The organism is Duganella callida, assembly GCF_004614165.1.
Lineage (GTDB): Bacteria > Pseudomonadota > Gammaproteobacteria > Burkholderiales > Burkholderiaceae_D > Rugamonas > Rugamonas callida.
The window spans coordinates 13,571-28,622 of the sequence record NZ_SPVG01000107.1 but is presented as its reverse complement, the minus strand read 5'-3'; the positions used below and the strand labels follow the sequence as shown (position 1 = coordinate 28,622).

Genomic DNA, 15,052 nt, shown 5'->3' with positions numbered 1-15,052 from the left:
CTCTCTTGCGTTTACAACAGGTTCATCCCGGTAATCCGCGATGAACCTTTTTTTTTCGGGGACAGACCACGATTTTGCAACAAGGGCTTCGCCCTTGTTGCAAAATCGTGGTCTGTCCCCGACTGTCAGAGCAGGTTGGCGAGGGCGACGTATTGCGCCAGGCCGACGGTTTCCGGGCGGTCGCCGGGGTTGATGCCGGCTTCGATCAGCTGCGCTTCGGTGAACATGCCGGCCACGCAGTTGCGGATCACCTTGCGGCGCTGGGAGAAGGCTTTCTGCACCACGGCTTCCAGTTTGGCTTGGTCGCAGGCCAGCGGCTGCGCCAGCGGGATCATGCGCACAATGGCGGAATCGACCTTCGGCGGCGGATCGAAGGCGTCCGGCGGCACCACGAACAGCAGCGACATGTCGTAGCGCCATTGCAGCATCACTGACAGCCGGCCATAGGTCTTGCTGCCCGGCGCGGCCACCATCCTTTCCACTACCTCTTTCTGCAGCATGAAGTGCTGGTCCTGCACCAGCGGCGCGAACGTCGCCAGGTGGAACAGCAGCGGGCTGGAAATGTTGTACGGCAGGTTGCCGACGATGCGCAGCTTCTGCCCCTGCGGCACCGGAATGGTGGAAAAATCGAACTTCAGGGCGTCGCCGGCATGGATGGTCAGCTTGTTCGGCGGATAGGCCTTCTCCAGCCGCGCCACCAGGTCGCGGTCCAGCTCGACCACGTGCATGTGCTTGAGCGAACGCAGCAGTTGCTCGGTCATGGCGCCCAGGCCGGGGCCGATTTCGACCATGGCGTCGTCCGGACGCGGATCGATCGAGTCGGTGATGCTGCCCAGCACGTGCTGGTCGTGGAGGAAATTCTGGCCGAAGCGTTTGCGGGCGACGTGTTTCATGTTGTTGTGTTCAAAAAGTTAAGAGGTGGCGCGGACCATGCCCAGCGCCGCCGTGATGGCTTGCTCCATGCTGCCGCAGTCGGCCTTGCCCAGCCCCTGCGCGGCCAGATCCAGCGCGGTGCCGTGGTCGACCGAGGTGCGGATCAGCGGCAGCCCCAGCGTGATGTTGACGCCGCTGCCGAAGGTGGCGTACTTCAGCACCGGCAAGCCCTGGTCGTGGTACATGGCCAGCACGCAGTCGGCGTCGCGCAGGTACTTGGGCTGGAACAGCGTGTCGGCCGGATAGGGACCGCGCGCATCGATGCCGCGCGCCTGCGCGGCGCCGATCGCCGGTGTGATGGTGTCGATCTCTTCGCGGCCCAGGTAGCCGCCCTCGCCCGCGTGCGGGTTCAGGCCGCACACCAGGATGCGCGGCGCGGCGATGCCGAACTTGGTCTTCAGGTCGTGGTGGAGGATGTCCAGCACGCGCGCCAGGCTGTCCACGGTAATCGCGGCCGAAACGTCCTTCAGCGGCAGATGGGTGGTGGCCAGCGCCACGCGCAAGGGCTCGCCATTGCTCTGCTGCGGACCGGCCAGCATCATCACCACCTGCGCGGTGCCGGTCTGGTCGGCAAAGTATTCGGTGTGGCCGGAAAATCGCACGCCGGCATCGTTGATGGTGCTTTTCTGCAGCGGCGCGGTGACCACGGCCTTGAACCAGCCCGCACGCACGCCTTCGATGGCGGCGTCCAGCGTGTCCAGCACGGCACGGCCGTTGTTCTTGTCGAGTCGGCCCGGCACCACGTGGGCGCCGAGCGGGATGTCGATCACGGTCAGGCGGTCGGGGCCGAAATGCGGCAGGCCGCCGTTGCGCACCGCCATCAGCGACAGCGCGGACACCTTGATGGCGGGATCGATATCGTTGGCCGTCATGGCCAGGAAGGCGGCGTCGCCGAGCAGCACGCAATTGGCTTCGTGCCGCCGCGCCCACGCCGCGCGCAGGGAGATTTCCGGACCGATGCCGGCCGGCTCGCCGACCGTCACGGCAATGGCGGGGCGCACTGCAGGGCGCCCGGTAGTTGAAGTGGCGCTCATGCGTGCTCCCCTTGCTGGTTACTGGTTGGCGGTGCTGGCGGCTTTGTCGTCCTCGTTGCGGTATTCGACATAAGCACGGTCACGCACTTCGCGCTGCCAGGCTTCGGACGCTTCCTCCAGCTTGCGGTCGCGCAGCGCCTGGCGGGCATTGTTGCGGTCGCGCTCCTTGGAGACATCGTCGGTCTTGCGCTCCAGCACTTCGATCAGGTGGATACCGAAGCTGGTTTCCACCGGCTGGCTGACTTCGCCGATCTTCAGGCCGTTCATGGCGGTCTCGAATTCCGGCATGGTGTCGCCCGGATACAGCCAGCCCAGGTCGCCACCCTTGGAGGCCGAACCGTCCTGTGACACCAGACGCGCCAGGTCTTCGAACTTGGCGGCGTGGTTGTCCAGGCGCTCCTTCAGCTCCATCAGCTTGCGCTTGGCGTCGGCCGCGCTCATGGTCGGCGTCACCTTGATCAGGATGTGGCGCGCGTGGGTCTGCTGCACGTTGGCCACGGCCTGCGCTTCGGCCAGGCTGCGGCGGTCCACCGCCTTCAGGATGTGGAAGGCGCCGGTGCTCTTGATGATGGGGGTGACCTGACCGGGACTCAGCTTGGACAGCGCCTCGGCAAACACCGGCGGCAGGCGCTCGGGCTGGCGCCAGCCGACCGCGCCGCCCTGCAGCGCGTCGCTGGCGTCCGAATAGGTGGCGGCCATCTTGGCGAAGTCGGCGCCGGTACGCAGCTGGCGCATCACTTCCTCGGCGCGCGCGCGGCGCTGGGCGATCACCTCGGCGCTGGCGTTGTCGGGAATCCGTATCATGATCTGCGAGATATTGATCTCGTACTGCTCGGCGGCGGCCGCCTTCTGGGCGGCGATGAAGCTGTCCACCTCGGCGTCGGAAATCTGGATCTTGGCATCCACTTCATGCTCGCGCAGGCGCTGCATGATGATTTCTTCGCGGATCTCTTCGCGGAAGGAAGAGAACGGCGTGCCATCCTTTTCCACCTGATTGCGCAATTCCTGCACATTCATCTTCTGCGCTTCGGCGATGCGGGCGATCGAGCGGTCCAGCTGCAGGTCGTCCACGCGCACGCCGTATTCCTTGGCCATCTGCAGCTGCGAGCGCTCGACGATCATGCGTTCCAGCAGCTGGCGGCGCAGGTCGGCCGGGGCGGGCATCTGCACGTTCTGCGCCTTCATGCGCGCGGTCACGGTCTTGATGCGGTTGGCCAGCTCGCGCTGGGTGATGACGTCGTCATTGACCACCACCACGATGGAATCGATGGCCACGTTGCCCGACTCGCCGGGCGGCAGGAAGCCGGTGCCATCCTTCTTGGCGACCGGTTTGGCGGCTGCCGCGGCCGGCGCGGCGGCGGCGGGCGCGGTGGCGGCCGGTTTGGCCGGCTCTGCTTCTTTCTTCTTCGACGAGAACAGGCTGCAACCGCTGAGCGCGGCCGTGCACAACAGGACTGCGAGGAGTTTTATCTGGTACTTACTGGCATTACGCATGGTTCAGAACGCTCAAAGGTGTAAAAAAGACAAAAGGCGCCGCGCCGGTTTTTCCCGCGGCGGACGCCAAGTGTACATGGGTTAGCGGCCATAGCCCTCATTCAGGCGCTGATAACCTGGAATACTGCTCTTCATGGCCTCCAGCGGACTGCCCACGCCCAGGTGCGACAAACCGTTCAGTTCGAGCTGGAAGAAGATCTGCGTCGACGCCTTGGTCGAGGTGGTCACGAAGCGCTGGCCGCCGGTGCGGAACACCCAGCAATCGGCCTTGTATTCGAGGCCGACCAGGCTTTCCAGGATCTTCTTGTCCTGCAGCGAGTAGCTGATGCGGCCGACGCCGTACCACTTCTGGAAGATCGGCCACTGGCTGGACAGCTCGACGTTCTTGAAGCTGTCGCGCAGGTAGCGGTAGCCCAGGTTCAGCACCTTCTTCGCGCCCGGCGCCCACTGCGCGGTATAGCTTTCCGACACCACCCGGCTCTGGCTCGGGTTGTACTGCACGGCGCTGTCGAAGGCCCAGGTCTCCGAGATGCGGCCGGTGGCGGCCAGCAGGATGTCGGAGTGGGCGTCGTTGACCGGCGTCGAATTGTCGAGCTGGACGCGCTGGTCCTTGAAGTAAAAGCGCTGGCCGAACGCCAGCCGCAGCGCCTCGGCGCCGTTGGCGTCGAGGAAGCGCGAGGTCAGCGCCGCCGTCAGCTGGTTGGCGTCGCCGATGCGGTCCGAGCCGACGAAGCGGTTTTCGCTGAAGATCTGGCTGAAGTTGAAGGTGGCCGCGTCGGTGTCGAAGGTCGGGAACTTGCTCTGGTCGCGGTACGGGGTGTTCACGTAGAACAGCCGCGGTTCCAGCGTCTGCGTGATGTCCTTGCCGCCGAACTTGATGTCGCGTTCGAACACCAGACCGGAATCGAGCGAGAAGGTCGGCACCGCGCGCGACAGATTATCGGCCTTCTGGCCGTTGTAGGCGTCCAGCTGGTAGCTGGCCAGATTCACCATCACCTTCGGCGTGATGAAGTAGCTCGAGCCGATGATCGGATAGCTGATCTGCGGGATCGCCACCAGGCGCGTGCCGTTGATCAGGGTCGGATGATAGAAGCGCGTCAGCTCGGCGTCGAAGGCCCAGTCGAAGCCGCCGGCGACGTCGTACTGCGCGGCGTTGAAGTTGATCGCCGGCAGCCGGTCATACGGGCGCGACACGAACAGCGACGGGTCGACCACCGATTCCGGATCCTGCAGCACCTGGTACTTCTGCACGCGCGCGGTCAGGTTCCAGAAATCGCCGTGGTAGTCGGTGCGCAGCTCGCGCAGCAGCTGGCGCTCGGTCGAACCGGACACGGTCTTCGAAAAGTCGTTCGGATAGTTGTCGTCCGACGCCGCGCGGAAGTTCCAGCTGAAGGCCCAGTCCTTGGTGATGTCCTGGGTGTGCGAGGAACGGATCAGCCAGCGGTCGCTTTTCTGGTCCGGGTTGGCCTTGGCGTACTCCGAGTCGTGCGGCATGAACTCGATGTAGGTCTCGCCCTGGTACAGGCCGCCGTCGGTCTCGCCCAGGTAGCGTCCCAGCGCGCCGAGCTGGATGCCGCGGTTGCCGATGATTTTCGGGTACACGGTCAGGTCGCGGTTGGGCGCGATGTTGAAGTAGTACGGCACCACCAGCTCGGCGCCGTTCTTGGAGCCGAAGCCCGGCGTCGGCGACAGCCAGCCCGAGCGGCGCGCGCCCGACAGCGAGAACGACAGCGCCGGTGTGCCGAGGATGGGCACATCCTTGAAGTAAATCAGCGTCTTGCCGGCGGTGCCGACGTCGCGGCCGGAATCGAGGTTCATGGTATCGGAACTCAGATACCAGTCCGGATTGGCGCCCTGGCAGGTGCTGTAGGTGCCGTTGATGACCTGGGCTTCGTCCTCGTTGATGAAGTTCAGGCGCTCGGCCTTGCCCTGGCCGCCGTTGGCTTCCAGCTTGTAGGTCGGGTTGAGCATGTAGCCCTTGCCGGTGTCCATGTTCAACTGCACGTCATCGCCGGTGAAATAGTCGCCGAAGCGCCAGATCTTCACATTGCCGTGCGCTTCCACCTCGTTCTCGACCTGGCGGAAGCAGGCGCTGTCGGCCTTGACCTTGGTCTTGTCCTTGACGATTTCCGCATCGCGTTCGAGGTTGATCTCGCGCTCGGGGCGGCCGCTGATGTCCTCGGCCTTGACCACGGTGACGGCGTCCTTGTCCTCCACCCGCGGCGGGCGCGGCGCGCGCGGCGAGGTCTGGGCGTACGCCGGCAGCGCCGACACGGTGACGATAGCGGACAAGGCATACGCCAGGCGCCGCGGTTTGATTTTAGGGGCCAGTAGCCAGCGCATGCGACTCATGAAAAGAAGGGACGAAACACCGTGACAGGCGATTTTTTAATTTGAATCCCTTATTATATGGGAATCTTCACCTGACGCCGGTTTCCTCGGCACGCTTCAATGTCTTTATTACAGAATTTAACCTCCGATCCCCGCTTCGAACTGCTGCAGGCCTGGCTGGGCAAGCTGAATGTGGTCGATGCGGCCAGCGCGCGTCCGGCCTCGGCCGACGCCAGTTTCCGCCGCTATTTCCGCGTCGACGTATTGCCTGAACAGCAATCCGCACTGGGCCAGACCCTGATCGTGATGGACGCGCCCCCCGAGCGCGAAAACGTGCTGGGCTTTGTCAAGGTTGACGAAATGCTCACGCACGCCGGCGTCACCGTGCCGCGCATCGTCGCCACCGATTACGAAGCCGGCTTCATGCTGATGTCGGACCTGGGCAACACCACCTATCTGTCGGCGCTGGACCACGACAACGCCGCCACCATGTACGCCGAGGCGCTGGAAGCGCTGGTGAAGTTCCAGCTGACCAGCCAGCCGGGCGTGCTGCCCGAATACGACCGCGCCTTCCTGCTGCGCGAAATGAACCTGTTCCCCGAGTGGTACATCGGCAAGCACCTGAACGCCACCCTGACCGAGAAACAGACGGCCGAACTGCAGGGCGTGTTCGACGCCATCCTGGCCAACGTCACCGCGCAGGCGCAGGTGTATGTGCACCGCGATTTCCATTCGCGCAACCTGATGGTGGTCGATGCCGGCAATCCGGGCGTGCTGGACTTCCAGGACGCGCTGTACGGCCCCATGACCTACGACCTGGCCTCGCTGCTGCGCGACGCCTACGTGCAGTGGGACGAGGAACTGGTGCTGGACTGGGTGATCCGCTACTGGCAGCACGCCAAGTCGCTGGGCCTGCCGGTCAGCGCGGACATCGACGCCTTCTACAAGGACTTCGAATACGCGGCCCTGCAGCGCCACCTGAAGATCCTCGGCCTGTTCTGCCGCCTCAACTACCGCGACGGCAAGGCGCAATACCTGGACGACCTGCCGACCGTGATGGAATACGTGCGCAAGACCGCCAGCCGCTACAAGGATCTGAAGCCGCTGCTGCGCCTGCTGGATCTGCTGGAAGACCGTCAGCCGCAAGTCGGCTACACCTTCTGAGGCCGGCCGCATGAAAGCCATGATCTTCGCCGCCGGACGCGGCGAGCGTATGCGTCCGCTGACCGACAGCACGCCCAAGCCGCTGCTCAAGGTGCGCGGCCGACCGCTGATCGTCTGGCACATCCTCAACCTGGTCAAGGCCGGCATCACCGAGATCGTCATCAACACCGCCCACCTGGGCGAGCAGATCGAGGCCGCGCTCGGCGACGGCAGCCAGTTCGGCGCGCAGCTGATGTACTCGCGCGAGGAACAGGCGCTGGAGACGGCCGGCGGCATCGCCAAGGCGCGCCACCTGCTGGGCGAGGAACCGTTCGTGGCGGTGTCGGGCGATATCTACATCCCCTACTTCGATTTCGAACAGGTCAAGGACGTCCTGCACGACAAGGACATGTGGGGCAATCCCTACCCGGCGGACAAGCGCGACATCTGCTGGCTGTACATGGTGCCCAATCCGGACTGGCACGCGCAGGGTGACTTCGGCATGACCATGTACACGCTGACCAACGAAGGCTCGCCGAAGTGGACCTTCGGGAATATCGGTGTGTACCGCATGGAGATGTTCGACCGCATCCAGGCTGGCGACTACGCCAAGCTTGGCCCGCTGCTGCGCGAGTACATCGACCGCAAGCAGGTGGGCGGAGAAGTGTATGAAGGCGAATGGCACAACGTCGGCACCGTCACGCAGCTCGACGTGCTGAACGCGCCGCTGGCGTCCAGGGCGCCGCTGACGAAAGGTTTGCAGTGACGCCGGCGCGGTTTGCCGCGCGTCGCGCCGCCCTGATGGCGCAGATGCCGCCAGGCGCGGTGGCCGTGCTGACCACCGCGCCCGAAGTCCGGCGCAACGCCGACAGCGAATACCTGTACCGCCACGACAGCCATTTCTACTACCTGACCGGCTTCACCGAGCCGGAAGCGGCGGTCGTGCTGGTGGCCGCGCACGGCGATGCGCCGGCGCGTTCCATCCTGTTCTGCCGGCAGAAAAACATCGACCGCGAAATCTGGGAAGGCTACCGTCACGGCCCGCAAGCCGCACGCGCCGAATTCGGTTTCGACGAAGCGTACGCCATCGAAGCGCTGGACGAGCAAATGAGCAAGCTGCTGTGCGATGTGCCGGCGCTGTACTATCCGCTGGCGCGTGCCGCCGGCTGCGGCCATGATTCGGCGGGCAGCACGCTTGATGCGCGGGTCGCCGGCTGGCTGTCCGCCGTGCGCGCCAAGGCGCGCAGCGGCGTCACCGCTCCCGCCGGCACGATCGACCTGCTGCCGCTGCTGGACGAAATGCGCCTGCGCAAGGACGAAGGCGAACAGGCCACCATGCTGCGCGCGGCGCAGATCTCGGCACAGGCCCACATCCGCGCCATGCGCGCCGCCCGTCCCGGCATGCACGAATACGAACTGGAAGCGGAACTGCTGTACGAATTCCGCCGCAATGGCGCGCAGGCGCCTGCCTACAACTCCATCGTCGCGGCGGGCGCCAACGCCTGCACGCTGCACTACAGCGCCAACAACGCGCAAACCCGCGACGGCGACCTGGTGCTGATCGACGCCGGCTGCGAACTCGATGGCTACGCCTCCGACATCACCCGCACCTTCCCGGTCAACGGCCGTTTCAGCGCGCCGCAAAAGCGCTTGTACGAACTGGTGCTGGCCGCGCAAGCCGCCGCGCTGCAAGCCATGCAGCCCGGCCTGCCGTACGCCGGCGCGCACGAGGCGGCGGTGCGCGTGCTGGCGCAAGGCATGCTGGAGCTGGGGCTGCTGCAAGGCAGCCTGGATGAGATCATCGCGGAAAAGCGCTACACGCAGTTCTACATGCACGGCACCGGTCACTGGCTGGGCATGGACGTGCACGACGTCGGCCAGTACCGCGACGTGACGCAGACCGACAAACCATCGCGCCTGCTGGAACCGGGCATGGTGGTGACGGTGGAACCGGGCATCTACGTGCGTCCGGCCGACGGCGTGCCGGAAGAATACTGGAACATCGGCATCCGCATCGAAGACGATGTATTGATCACTGCCGAGGGCCACACCATCCTCAGCGCCGACGCGCCCAAGAGTGTGGCCGAGATTGAAGAATTGATGCAGCAACCATGAACGACACCACCTCGCACGCCACATCCACCGCAGCGGCATACGACGTCGCCATCTGCGGCGCCGGGCCGGCCGGCATGGCCCTGGCGGCGCTGCTGGTCAAGCGCGGCATGGCCGCCGGCCGCATCGCCCTGATCGACGCCAGGACGCTGGACCAGTCCTGCCAGGACCCGCGCTCGCTGGCGCTGTCGTGGGGCAGCCGGCAGATACTGGAGGACATCGGCGCGTGGCCGGCCGTGGCGACCGCGATCGAACAGATACATGTCTCGCGCCGCGGCCAGTTCGGCCGCAGCCTGATCGACCGCAACGACTACCAACTGCCCGCGCTGGGCTACGTGGTCCGCTACGGCGACCTGGTGAAAGCGCTGGGCGAGGTCTGCACCGCGCTGGGCATCGCCGCCCTGCGGCCGGCGCGCGTGGCGGCGCTGGGGGAGGACCACGACGGCGTGTCACTGACCATCGCCGCCGACGTGCCGCAAGTGCTGCGCGCGGCCATCGTGGTGCAGGCGGAGGGAGGCCTGTTCAACGAACAGCAAAGCCGCGCCATCCACCGCGACTACCAGCAGACCGCCATCATCGCGCAAGTGCGCAGCAGCACGCCGCAACCGCAGCGCGCCTACGAACGCTTTACGGAACAAGGCCCGCTGGCGCTGCTGCCGCAGGGCGAGGAATATTCGCTGGTCTGGTGCGTGCGCCCTGAAACGGCCGCGCACCTGCAAGGCCTGAGCGACGCCGACTTCCTGAACGCGCTGGGCCAGGCCTTCGGCGACCGTGTCGGCCGCTTCTCCCACGCCACACCGCGCCTCGCCTTCCCGTTAGGACTGAACGCCGACGCCCACAACACCGGGCGCATCGTCGCCATCGGCAACGCCGCGCAGACCCTGCACCCGGTGGCGGGCCAGGGCCTGAACCTCGGCCTGCGCGACGTCACCGTACTGGCGCGTCTGCTGGCGCAGGCCGCCACGCCGACCACCTTGGCGGTCTACACCGAACAGCGCCGCCAGGATCGCGGCACCACCGTGCGCGTGACCGACACCATGGCCCGCATCTTCGCCAACGACTCGCCGGCCCAGTCCCTGCTGGGCCTCTCGCTGGCCGCGATCGACATGATCGGTCCCGCGCGCGAACTGCTGGCCGACCTGATGATGTACGGCCGCCGCTAAATCCGGGGTCAGTTCTGCCAATCGCACACGAGCCCAGCCGTAGCGGACGCTACGGCTGGGCTCGTGTGCGATTGGCAGAACTGACCCCGGATTTTATTCGACGGCCTTGACCATGTCCTCGATCACTTTCTTGGCATCGCCGAATACCATCATGGTGTTGGGCTGGTAGAACAACTCGTTGTCCAGCCCGGCGTAGCCGGAGGCCATCGAGCGCTTGTTGACGATAATGCTCTTGGCTTTGTACGCCTCCAGGATCGGCATGCCGGCGATCGGCGATTTGGGGTCTTTCGCCGCCGGGTTGACCACGTCGTTGGCGCCCAGGATCAGGGCGACGTCGGCCTGGCCGAATTCGCTGTTGATGTCTTCCATCTCGAACACCTGGTCGTACGGCACTTCGGCTTCCGCCAGCAGCACGTTCATGTGGCCCGGCATGCGGCCCGCCACCGGGTGGATGGCGTAGCGCACGTTGACGCCGGCGTGGGTCAGCTTCTCGACCAGTTCCTTCAGCGCGTGCTGGGCGCGCGCCACCGCCAGGCCGTAACCCGGCACGATGATCACGCTTTCCGCGTTGGCCATGATGAACGCCGCATCGTCGGCCGAGCCGGATTTGACCGGTCGCTGCTCCTGCTTGCCGCCGCCCGCCTCCGCCGGCGCGCCGCCAAAACCGCCCAGGATCACGTTGAAGAAGGAACGGTTCATCGCCTTGCACATGATGTACGACAGGATCGCGCCCGAGGAGCCCACCAGCGAGCCGGCGATGATCAGCATCGCGTTGTTCAGCGAGAAGCCGATGCCCGCCGCCGCCCAGCCCGAGTACGAGTTCAGCATCGACACCACCACCGGCATGTCGGCGCCGCCGATCGGGATGATGATCAGCACACCGAGCACGAAGGCGATCGCGGTCATGATCAGGAACGGCAGCCACGCCGGCTGATTACCGTCGGCCACCACGAAGGCCAGGCCCAGCGCGATCATGACGATGGCCAGGATCAGGTTCAGCAGATGCTGGCCGGCGAAGTTCACCGGCGCGCCCTGGAACAAACGGAATTTGTATTTGCCCGACAATTTGCCGAAGGCGATCACCGAACCGGAGAAGGTGATCGCGCCGACGAAGGTGCCGATGAACAGTTCGATGCGGTTCCCGGTCGGCAGCGCCTCGCCCACCGCCGCGATGCCGAACGCGTGCGGCTCCGACACCGCCGCCACCGCGATGCACACCGCGGCCAGGCCGATCAGCGAGTGCATCGCCGCCACCAGTTCCGGCATCTTGGTCATCTCGACCTTCTTGGCCAGCACCGCGCCGATGCCGCCGCCGACCACCACGCCCAGCACCACCAGGCCCAGTCCCATGCCGCCACTCGCGCCCGCGGCCGCCGCCGCTTCGGCCTTGAGCTTGAGGATCAGCGCTATCGTCGTCACGAACGCGATCGCCATGCCGGTCATGCCGAAGGCGTTGCCCTGGCGCGCCGTCGCCGGCGAGGACAATCCTTTCAGCGCCTGGATGAAGCATACCGATGCAATCAGATACAGCATCGTCACCAGATTCATGGAGATGAAGTTCATTCTTTATCTCCCTGCTTGGCTTTCGGTTCCTTCTTCTTGAACATCTCCAGCATGCGCTGTGTGACCAAAAATCCGCCGAACACGTTGACGGCGGCCAGCGCCACCGCGACGGTGCCGGCCACCTGCCCGATCAGGCCATCGGTCAGCGAGGCGGCCAGCATGGCGCCGACGATGATGATGGCCGATACCGCATTGGTGACCGCCATCAGCGGCGTATGCAGCGCCGGCGTCACGGTCCAGACCACGTGGTAGCCCACGTAGATCGCCAGGACAAAGATAATCAGATTGATGATGGTGTGGCTGACTTCCATGACGTCTCCCCGGTTATTTGCGCAGCAGTTCGCCGTCGCTGCACAGCAGCGTGGCCTTGATGATTTCGTCCTCGCGGTCGATCGCCAACTTGTCTTCCTTGTCGATGATCAGCTTGAGGAAATCCAGCACATTGCGCGCGTACAGCGCGGAGGCGTCGGCCGCCACCAGCGTCGCCAGATCCGGCTCGCCGATGATGTGCACACCATGTTTGACCACCGTCTTGCCCAGTTCCGACAGCGGGCAGTTGCCGCCCTGCGACACCGCCAGGTCGACGATCACCGAGCCCGGTTTCATGGCCTTCACCGTGTCCTCGGAAATCAGCACCGGCGCCGGACGGCCCGGTATCAGCGCGGTGGTGATGATCACGTCGGCCAGCCTGGCGCGTTCGTGCACCAGTTCCGCCTGGCGGCGCATCCAGTCGGCCGGCATGGGGCGCGCATAGCCGCCGGTGCCCTGCGCGATCTCTTTTTCCTCATCGGTCAGATACGGCACGTCGATGAACTTGGCGCCCAGCGACTCCACCTGCTCCTTCACGGGCGGGCGCACGTCGGATGCCTCGATCACCGCGCCCAGGCGCTTGGCGGTGGCAATCGCCTGCAGGCCGGCCACGCCCACGCCCATGATCAGCACCCGCGCCGCCTTGACCGTGCCGGCCGCCGTCATCAGCATCGGCATGAAGCGCTGGTAGGTGTTCGCCGCCATCATCACCGCCTTGTAGCCGGCGATGTTGGCCTGCGACGACAGCACGTCCATCGACTGCGCGCGCGTGATGCGCGGCACCGCCTCCAGCGCGAACGCCTGCAGCCCGGCCGACGCCATGGCCGCATTGTTGTCCGCATCGAAGGGATTCAGCATACCGATCAGCACCGTGCCCGGCTGGATCTGCGCGCGCTCCTCGGCGTTGGGCGCGCGCACCTTGAGGATCACCTCGGCCGACCACACCTCGCCGGCGGCGACGATCTGCGCGCCGGCCGCCGCGTAAGCCGCGTCGGTGATGGAGGCGGCCAGTCCCGCACCCGCCTGCACCAGCACCTGGTGCTTCGCCGCCAGCTTTTTCACGGTCTCCGGCGTGGCTGCCACCCGGGTTTCGCCCGGCCGGGTCTCAGCCGGTATGCTTATTCTCATGACGCCTCCATATTGGTTGATAAACTGACTACAATCTATCATGGTTTAAGGACGCTGCAATCCCTACGTTGGGATGATGATACGCAATAATTATTTGTCAATAAGTATCGCTTTCATCACTTCAAGTATTACTATTTGTCATTAATTCGCTTTCAACTCTGCGCCGCGCCAAACCAAAAGGCCGGAACAGGCTAAAATATCGGCTCTTTCAAGGATGGACCTCATGCCGCGTATCTGGAAACCCTCTGTTACTGTTGCCGCCATCGTCGAAAAAGATGGCAAGTTTTTGCTGATCGAAGAAGAAACCAGCGATGGCATCCGCATCAACCAGCCTGCCGGTCATCTGGACCCGCATGAATCGCTGGAACAAGCCGTGATCCGCGAGACACTGGAGGAAACCGCTTACGACTTCACCCCCACCGCGCTGGTGGGCATGTACATGTCGCGCTACACCTCCAACCGCACCGGCGAGGAAGTGACGTACCTGCGCTTTACCTTCTGCGGCTATCCGGGCCAGCAGCATGACCGTCCGCTGGACGAAGGAATTTTGCGCACCATGTGGCTGACGCGCGACGAATTGGCCGCCTGCGCCGAGCGTCACCGCAGCCCCACCGTGCTGCAATGCGTGGACGAATACCTGGCGGGCCGCCGCGCGCCGCTGGACCTGTTACAAACACACGCTTCCGTGTTCAAGGAAGCGGTTAGCACTGCGAATGGATAAGCAATGAGCAAGAAAAGAGTCGTTATCGGTATGTCCGGCGGGGTGGATTCCTCGGTTTCCGCCTGGCTGCTGAAGGAACAGGGTTACGAGGTGATCGGCCTGTTCATGAAGAACTGGGAAGACGATGACGACTCCGAGTACTGCTCCACCCGCGTCGACTGGATCGACGCGGCCTCCGTGGCCGACGTGGTGGGCGTGGATATCGAGGCGGTGAACTTCGCCAGCGAATACAAGGACCGCGTGTTCGCCGACTTCCTGCGCGAATACCAGGCCGGCCGCACGCCCAACCCGGATGTGCTGTGCAACGCCGAGATCAAGTTCAAGGCTTTCCTCGATCACGCGATGACGCTGGGCGCCGACTACATCGCCACCGGCCACTACGCGCGCGTACGCCAGAACGGCGCCAAGTTCGAGTTGCTGAAGGCGGTCGATCACACCAAGGACCAGAGCTATTTCCTGCACCGTCTGAATCAGGCGCAGTTGTCCAGGACCCTGTTCCCGCTCGGCGAAATCCCTAAAACGGAGGTGCGCAAGATCGCCGAAAAACTCAAGCTGCCCAACGCCGCCAAGAAGGATTCGACCGGCATCTGCTTCATCGGCGAGCGCCCGTTCCGCGAGTTCCTGAACCGCTACCTGTCGTACAAACCGGGCCCGATGAAGACCCCGGACGGCAAGGTGGTGGGCGAACACGTGGGCCTGTCGTTCTACACGCTGGGCCAGCGCAAGGGCATCGGCGTCGGCGGCCTGAAGGCGTACAAGAACGCCGACGGCAGTAACGACGCTTGGTATGTCGCCAAAAAGGACGTGGCCGAGAACACCCTGTACATCGTGCAGGGCCATGACCATCCATGGCTGCTGTCCTCGACCCTGCGCGCCGACCAGGCCAGCTGGATCGCCGGCGAGGCGCCGCAGGCGCGCGCACTGTCGGCCAAGACCCGCTACCGTCAGGCCGACGTGGCGTGCGAAGTGGCGCCGGAAGGCATGTCCGACTTCGCGCTCAAATTCATGGATGCCCAGTGGGCGGTGACGCCGGGTCAGTCGGCCGTACTGTACGACGGCGACGTCTGCCTGGGCGGCGGCATCATCGACAGCGCCGTGCCGGCGGCATAAGACTTAACCGG

At 64.8% G+C, this 15,052-nt stretch carries 13 protein-coding genes; 6 read left to right on the top strand and 7 right to left on the bottom strand.

Annotated features, from left to right (window positions below):
• Nucleotides 1-125 precede the first annotated feature (125 nt).
• The 4 genes from rsmA to E4L98_RS11345 all read right to left on the bottom strand — a co-directional run bounded on the left by rsmA (nucleotide 126) and on the right by E4L98_RS11345 (nucleotide 5,804).
• On the bottom strand, nucleotides 126-893 hold the full coding sequence (gene rsmA / locus E4L98_RS11360; protein WP_135201677.1) for a 16S rRNA (adenine(1518)-N(6)/adenine(1519)-N(6))-dimethyltransferase RsmA: 768 nt from the start codon (nucleotides 891-893) through the stop codon (nucleotides 126-128).
• Between the two features lie 18 nt (nucleotides 894-911).
• On the bottom strand, nucleotides 912-1,967 hold the full coding sequence (gene pdxA / locus E4L98_RS11355; RefSeq protein WP_135201676.1) for a 4-hydroxythreonine-4-phosphate dehydrogenase PdxA: 1,056 nt from the start codon (nucleotides 1,965-1,967) through the stop codon (nucleotides 912-914).
• 18 nt (nucleotides 1,968-1,985) lie between these two features.
• The gene (locus tag E4L98_RS11350; protein WP_135201675.1) at nucleotides 1,986-3,461 is read right to left on the bottom strand and encodes a peptidylprolyl isomerase; all 1,476 of its coding nucleotides are present in this window, start codon (nucleotides 3,459-3,461) and stop codon (nucleotides 1,986-1,988) included.
• 81 nt (nucleotides 3,462-3,542) lie between these two features.
• A complete protein-coding gene (locus E4L98_RS11345; protein WP_229257357.1) occupies nucleotides 3,543-5,804 on the bottom strand; it encodes an LPS-assembly protein LptD in 2,262 nt (753 codons plus the stop codon).
• Between the two features lie 108 nt (nucleotides 5,805-5,912).
• On the opposite strand from E4L98_RS11345, the gene E4L98_RS11340 reads away from it, so the two are divergent.
• The 4 genes from E4L98_RS11340 to E4L98_RS11325 are packed head-to-tail and all read left to right on the top strand — an operon-like array spanning nucleotide 5,913 to nucleotide 10,210.
• The gene (locus E4L98_RS11340) at nucleotides 5,913-6,956 is read left to right on the top strand and encodes an aminoglycoside phosphotransferase family protein (protein WP_135201673.1); all 1,044 of its coding nucleotides are present in this window, start codon (nucleotides 5,913-5,915) and stop codon (nucleotides 6,954-6,956) included.
• A 10-nt stretch (nucleotides 6,957-6,966) separates the two neighbouring features.
• Complete coding sequence (murU, locus tag E4L98_RS11335) at nucleotides 6,967-7,701, top strand: N-acetylmuramate alpha-1-phosphate uridylyltransferase MurU (protein ID WP_135201672.1); 735 nt, start codon at nucleotides 6,967-6,969, stop codon at nucleotides 7,699-7,701.
• Nucleotides 7,698-9,050, top strand: a complete 1,353-nt coding sequence (pepP, locus tag E4L98_RS11330) for a Xaa-Pro aminopeptidase (RefSeq protein ID WP_267874909.1) — start codon at nucleotides 7,698-7,700, stop codon at nucleotides 9,048-9,050. The genes murU and pepP overlap by 4 nt, the downstream gene beginning before the upstream one ends.
• On the top strand, nucleotides 9,047-10,210 hold the full coding sequence (locus E4L98_RS11325) for a UbiH/UbiF/VisC/COQ6 family ubiquinone biosynthesis hydroxylase (protein WP_135201670.1): 1,164 nt from the start codon (nucleotides 9,047-9,049) through the stop codon (nucleotides 10,208-10,210). Before pepP ends, E4L98_RS11325 begins: the two co-directional genes overlap by 4 nt.
• A gap of 93 nt (nucleotides 10,211-10,303) precedes the next feature.
• Here E4L98_RS11325 and E4L98_RS11320 read toward each other — a convergent pair whose 3' ends face one another.
• Genes E4L98_RS11320 through E4L98_RS11310 form a run of 3 tightly spaced genes read right to left on the bottom strand, consistent with a single transcriptional unit; the run spans nucleotide 10,304 to nucleotide 13,210 of the window.
• Entirely contained in the window at nucleotides 10,304-11,773 is a 1,470-nt protein-coding gene (locus E4L98_RS11320; RefSeq protein WP_135201669.1) for an NAD(P)(+) transhydrogenase (Re/Si-specific) subunit beta, read from the bottom strand.
• Nucleotides 11,770-12,084 (bottom strand): NAD(P) transhydrogenase subunit alpha part 2, encoded by a 315-nt coding sequence (locus E4L98_RS11315; RefSeq protein WP_135201668.1) that lies wholly within the window; start codon nucleotides 12,082-12,084, stop codon nucleotides 11,770-11,772. Before E4L98_RS11315 ends, E4L98_RS11320 begins: the two co-directional genes overlap by 4 nt.
• A 13-nt stretch (nucleotides 12,085-12,097) precedes the next feature.
• Nucleotides 12,098-13,210 carry a Re/Si-specific NAD(P)(+) transhydrogenase subunit alpha gene (locus E4L98_RS11310; RefSeq protein ID WP_135201667.1) on the bottom strand — a complete coding sequence of 371 codons (1,113 nt, stop codon included), beginning with the start codon at nucleotides 13,208-13,210 and terminating at the stop codon, nucleotides 12,098-12,100.
• Between the two features lie 223 nt (nucleotides 13,211-13,433).
• On the opposite strand from E4L98_RS11310, the gene E4L98_RS11305 reads away from it, so the two are divergent.
• Together E4L98_RS11305 and mnmA are read left to right on the top strand one after the other, a co-directional pair.
• A complete protein-coding gene (locus tag E4L98_RS11305; RefSeq protein WP_135201666.1) occupies nucleotides 13,434-13,931 on the top strand; it encodes an NUDIX hydrolase in 498 nt (165 codons plus the stop codon).
• 3 nt (nucleotides 13,932-13,934) lie between these two features.
• Complete coding sequence (mnmA, locus tag E4L98_RS11300) at nucleotides 13,935-15,041, top strand: tRNA 2-thiouridine(34) synthase MnmA (protein ID WP_135201665.1); 1,107 nt, start codon at nucleotides 13,935-13,937, stop codon at nucleotides 15,039-15,041.
• Nucleotides 15,042-15,052: the final 11 nt, after the last annotated feature.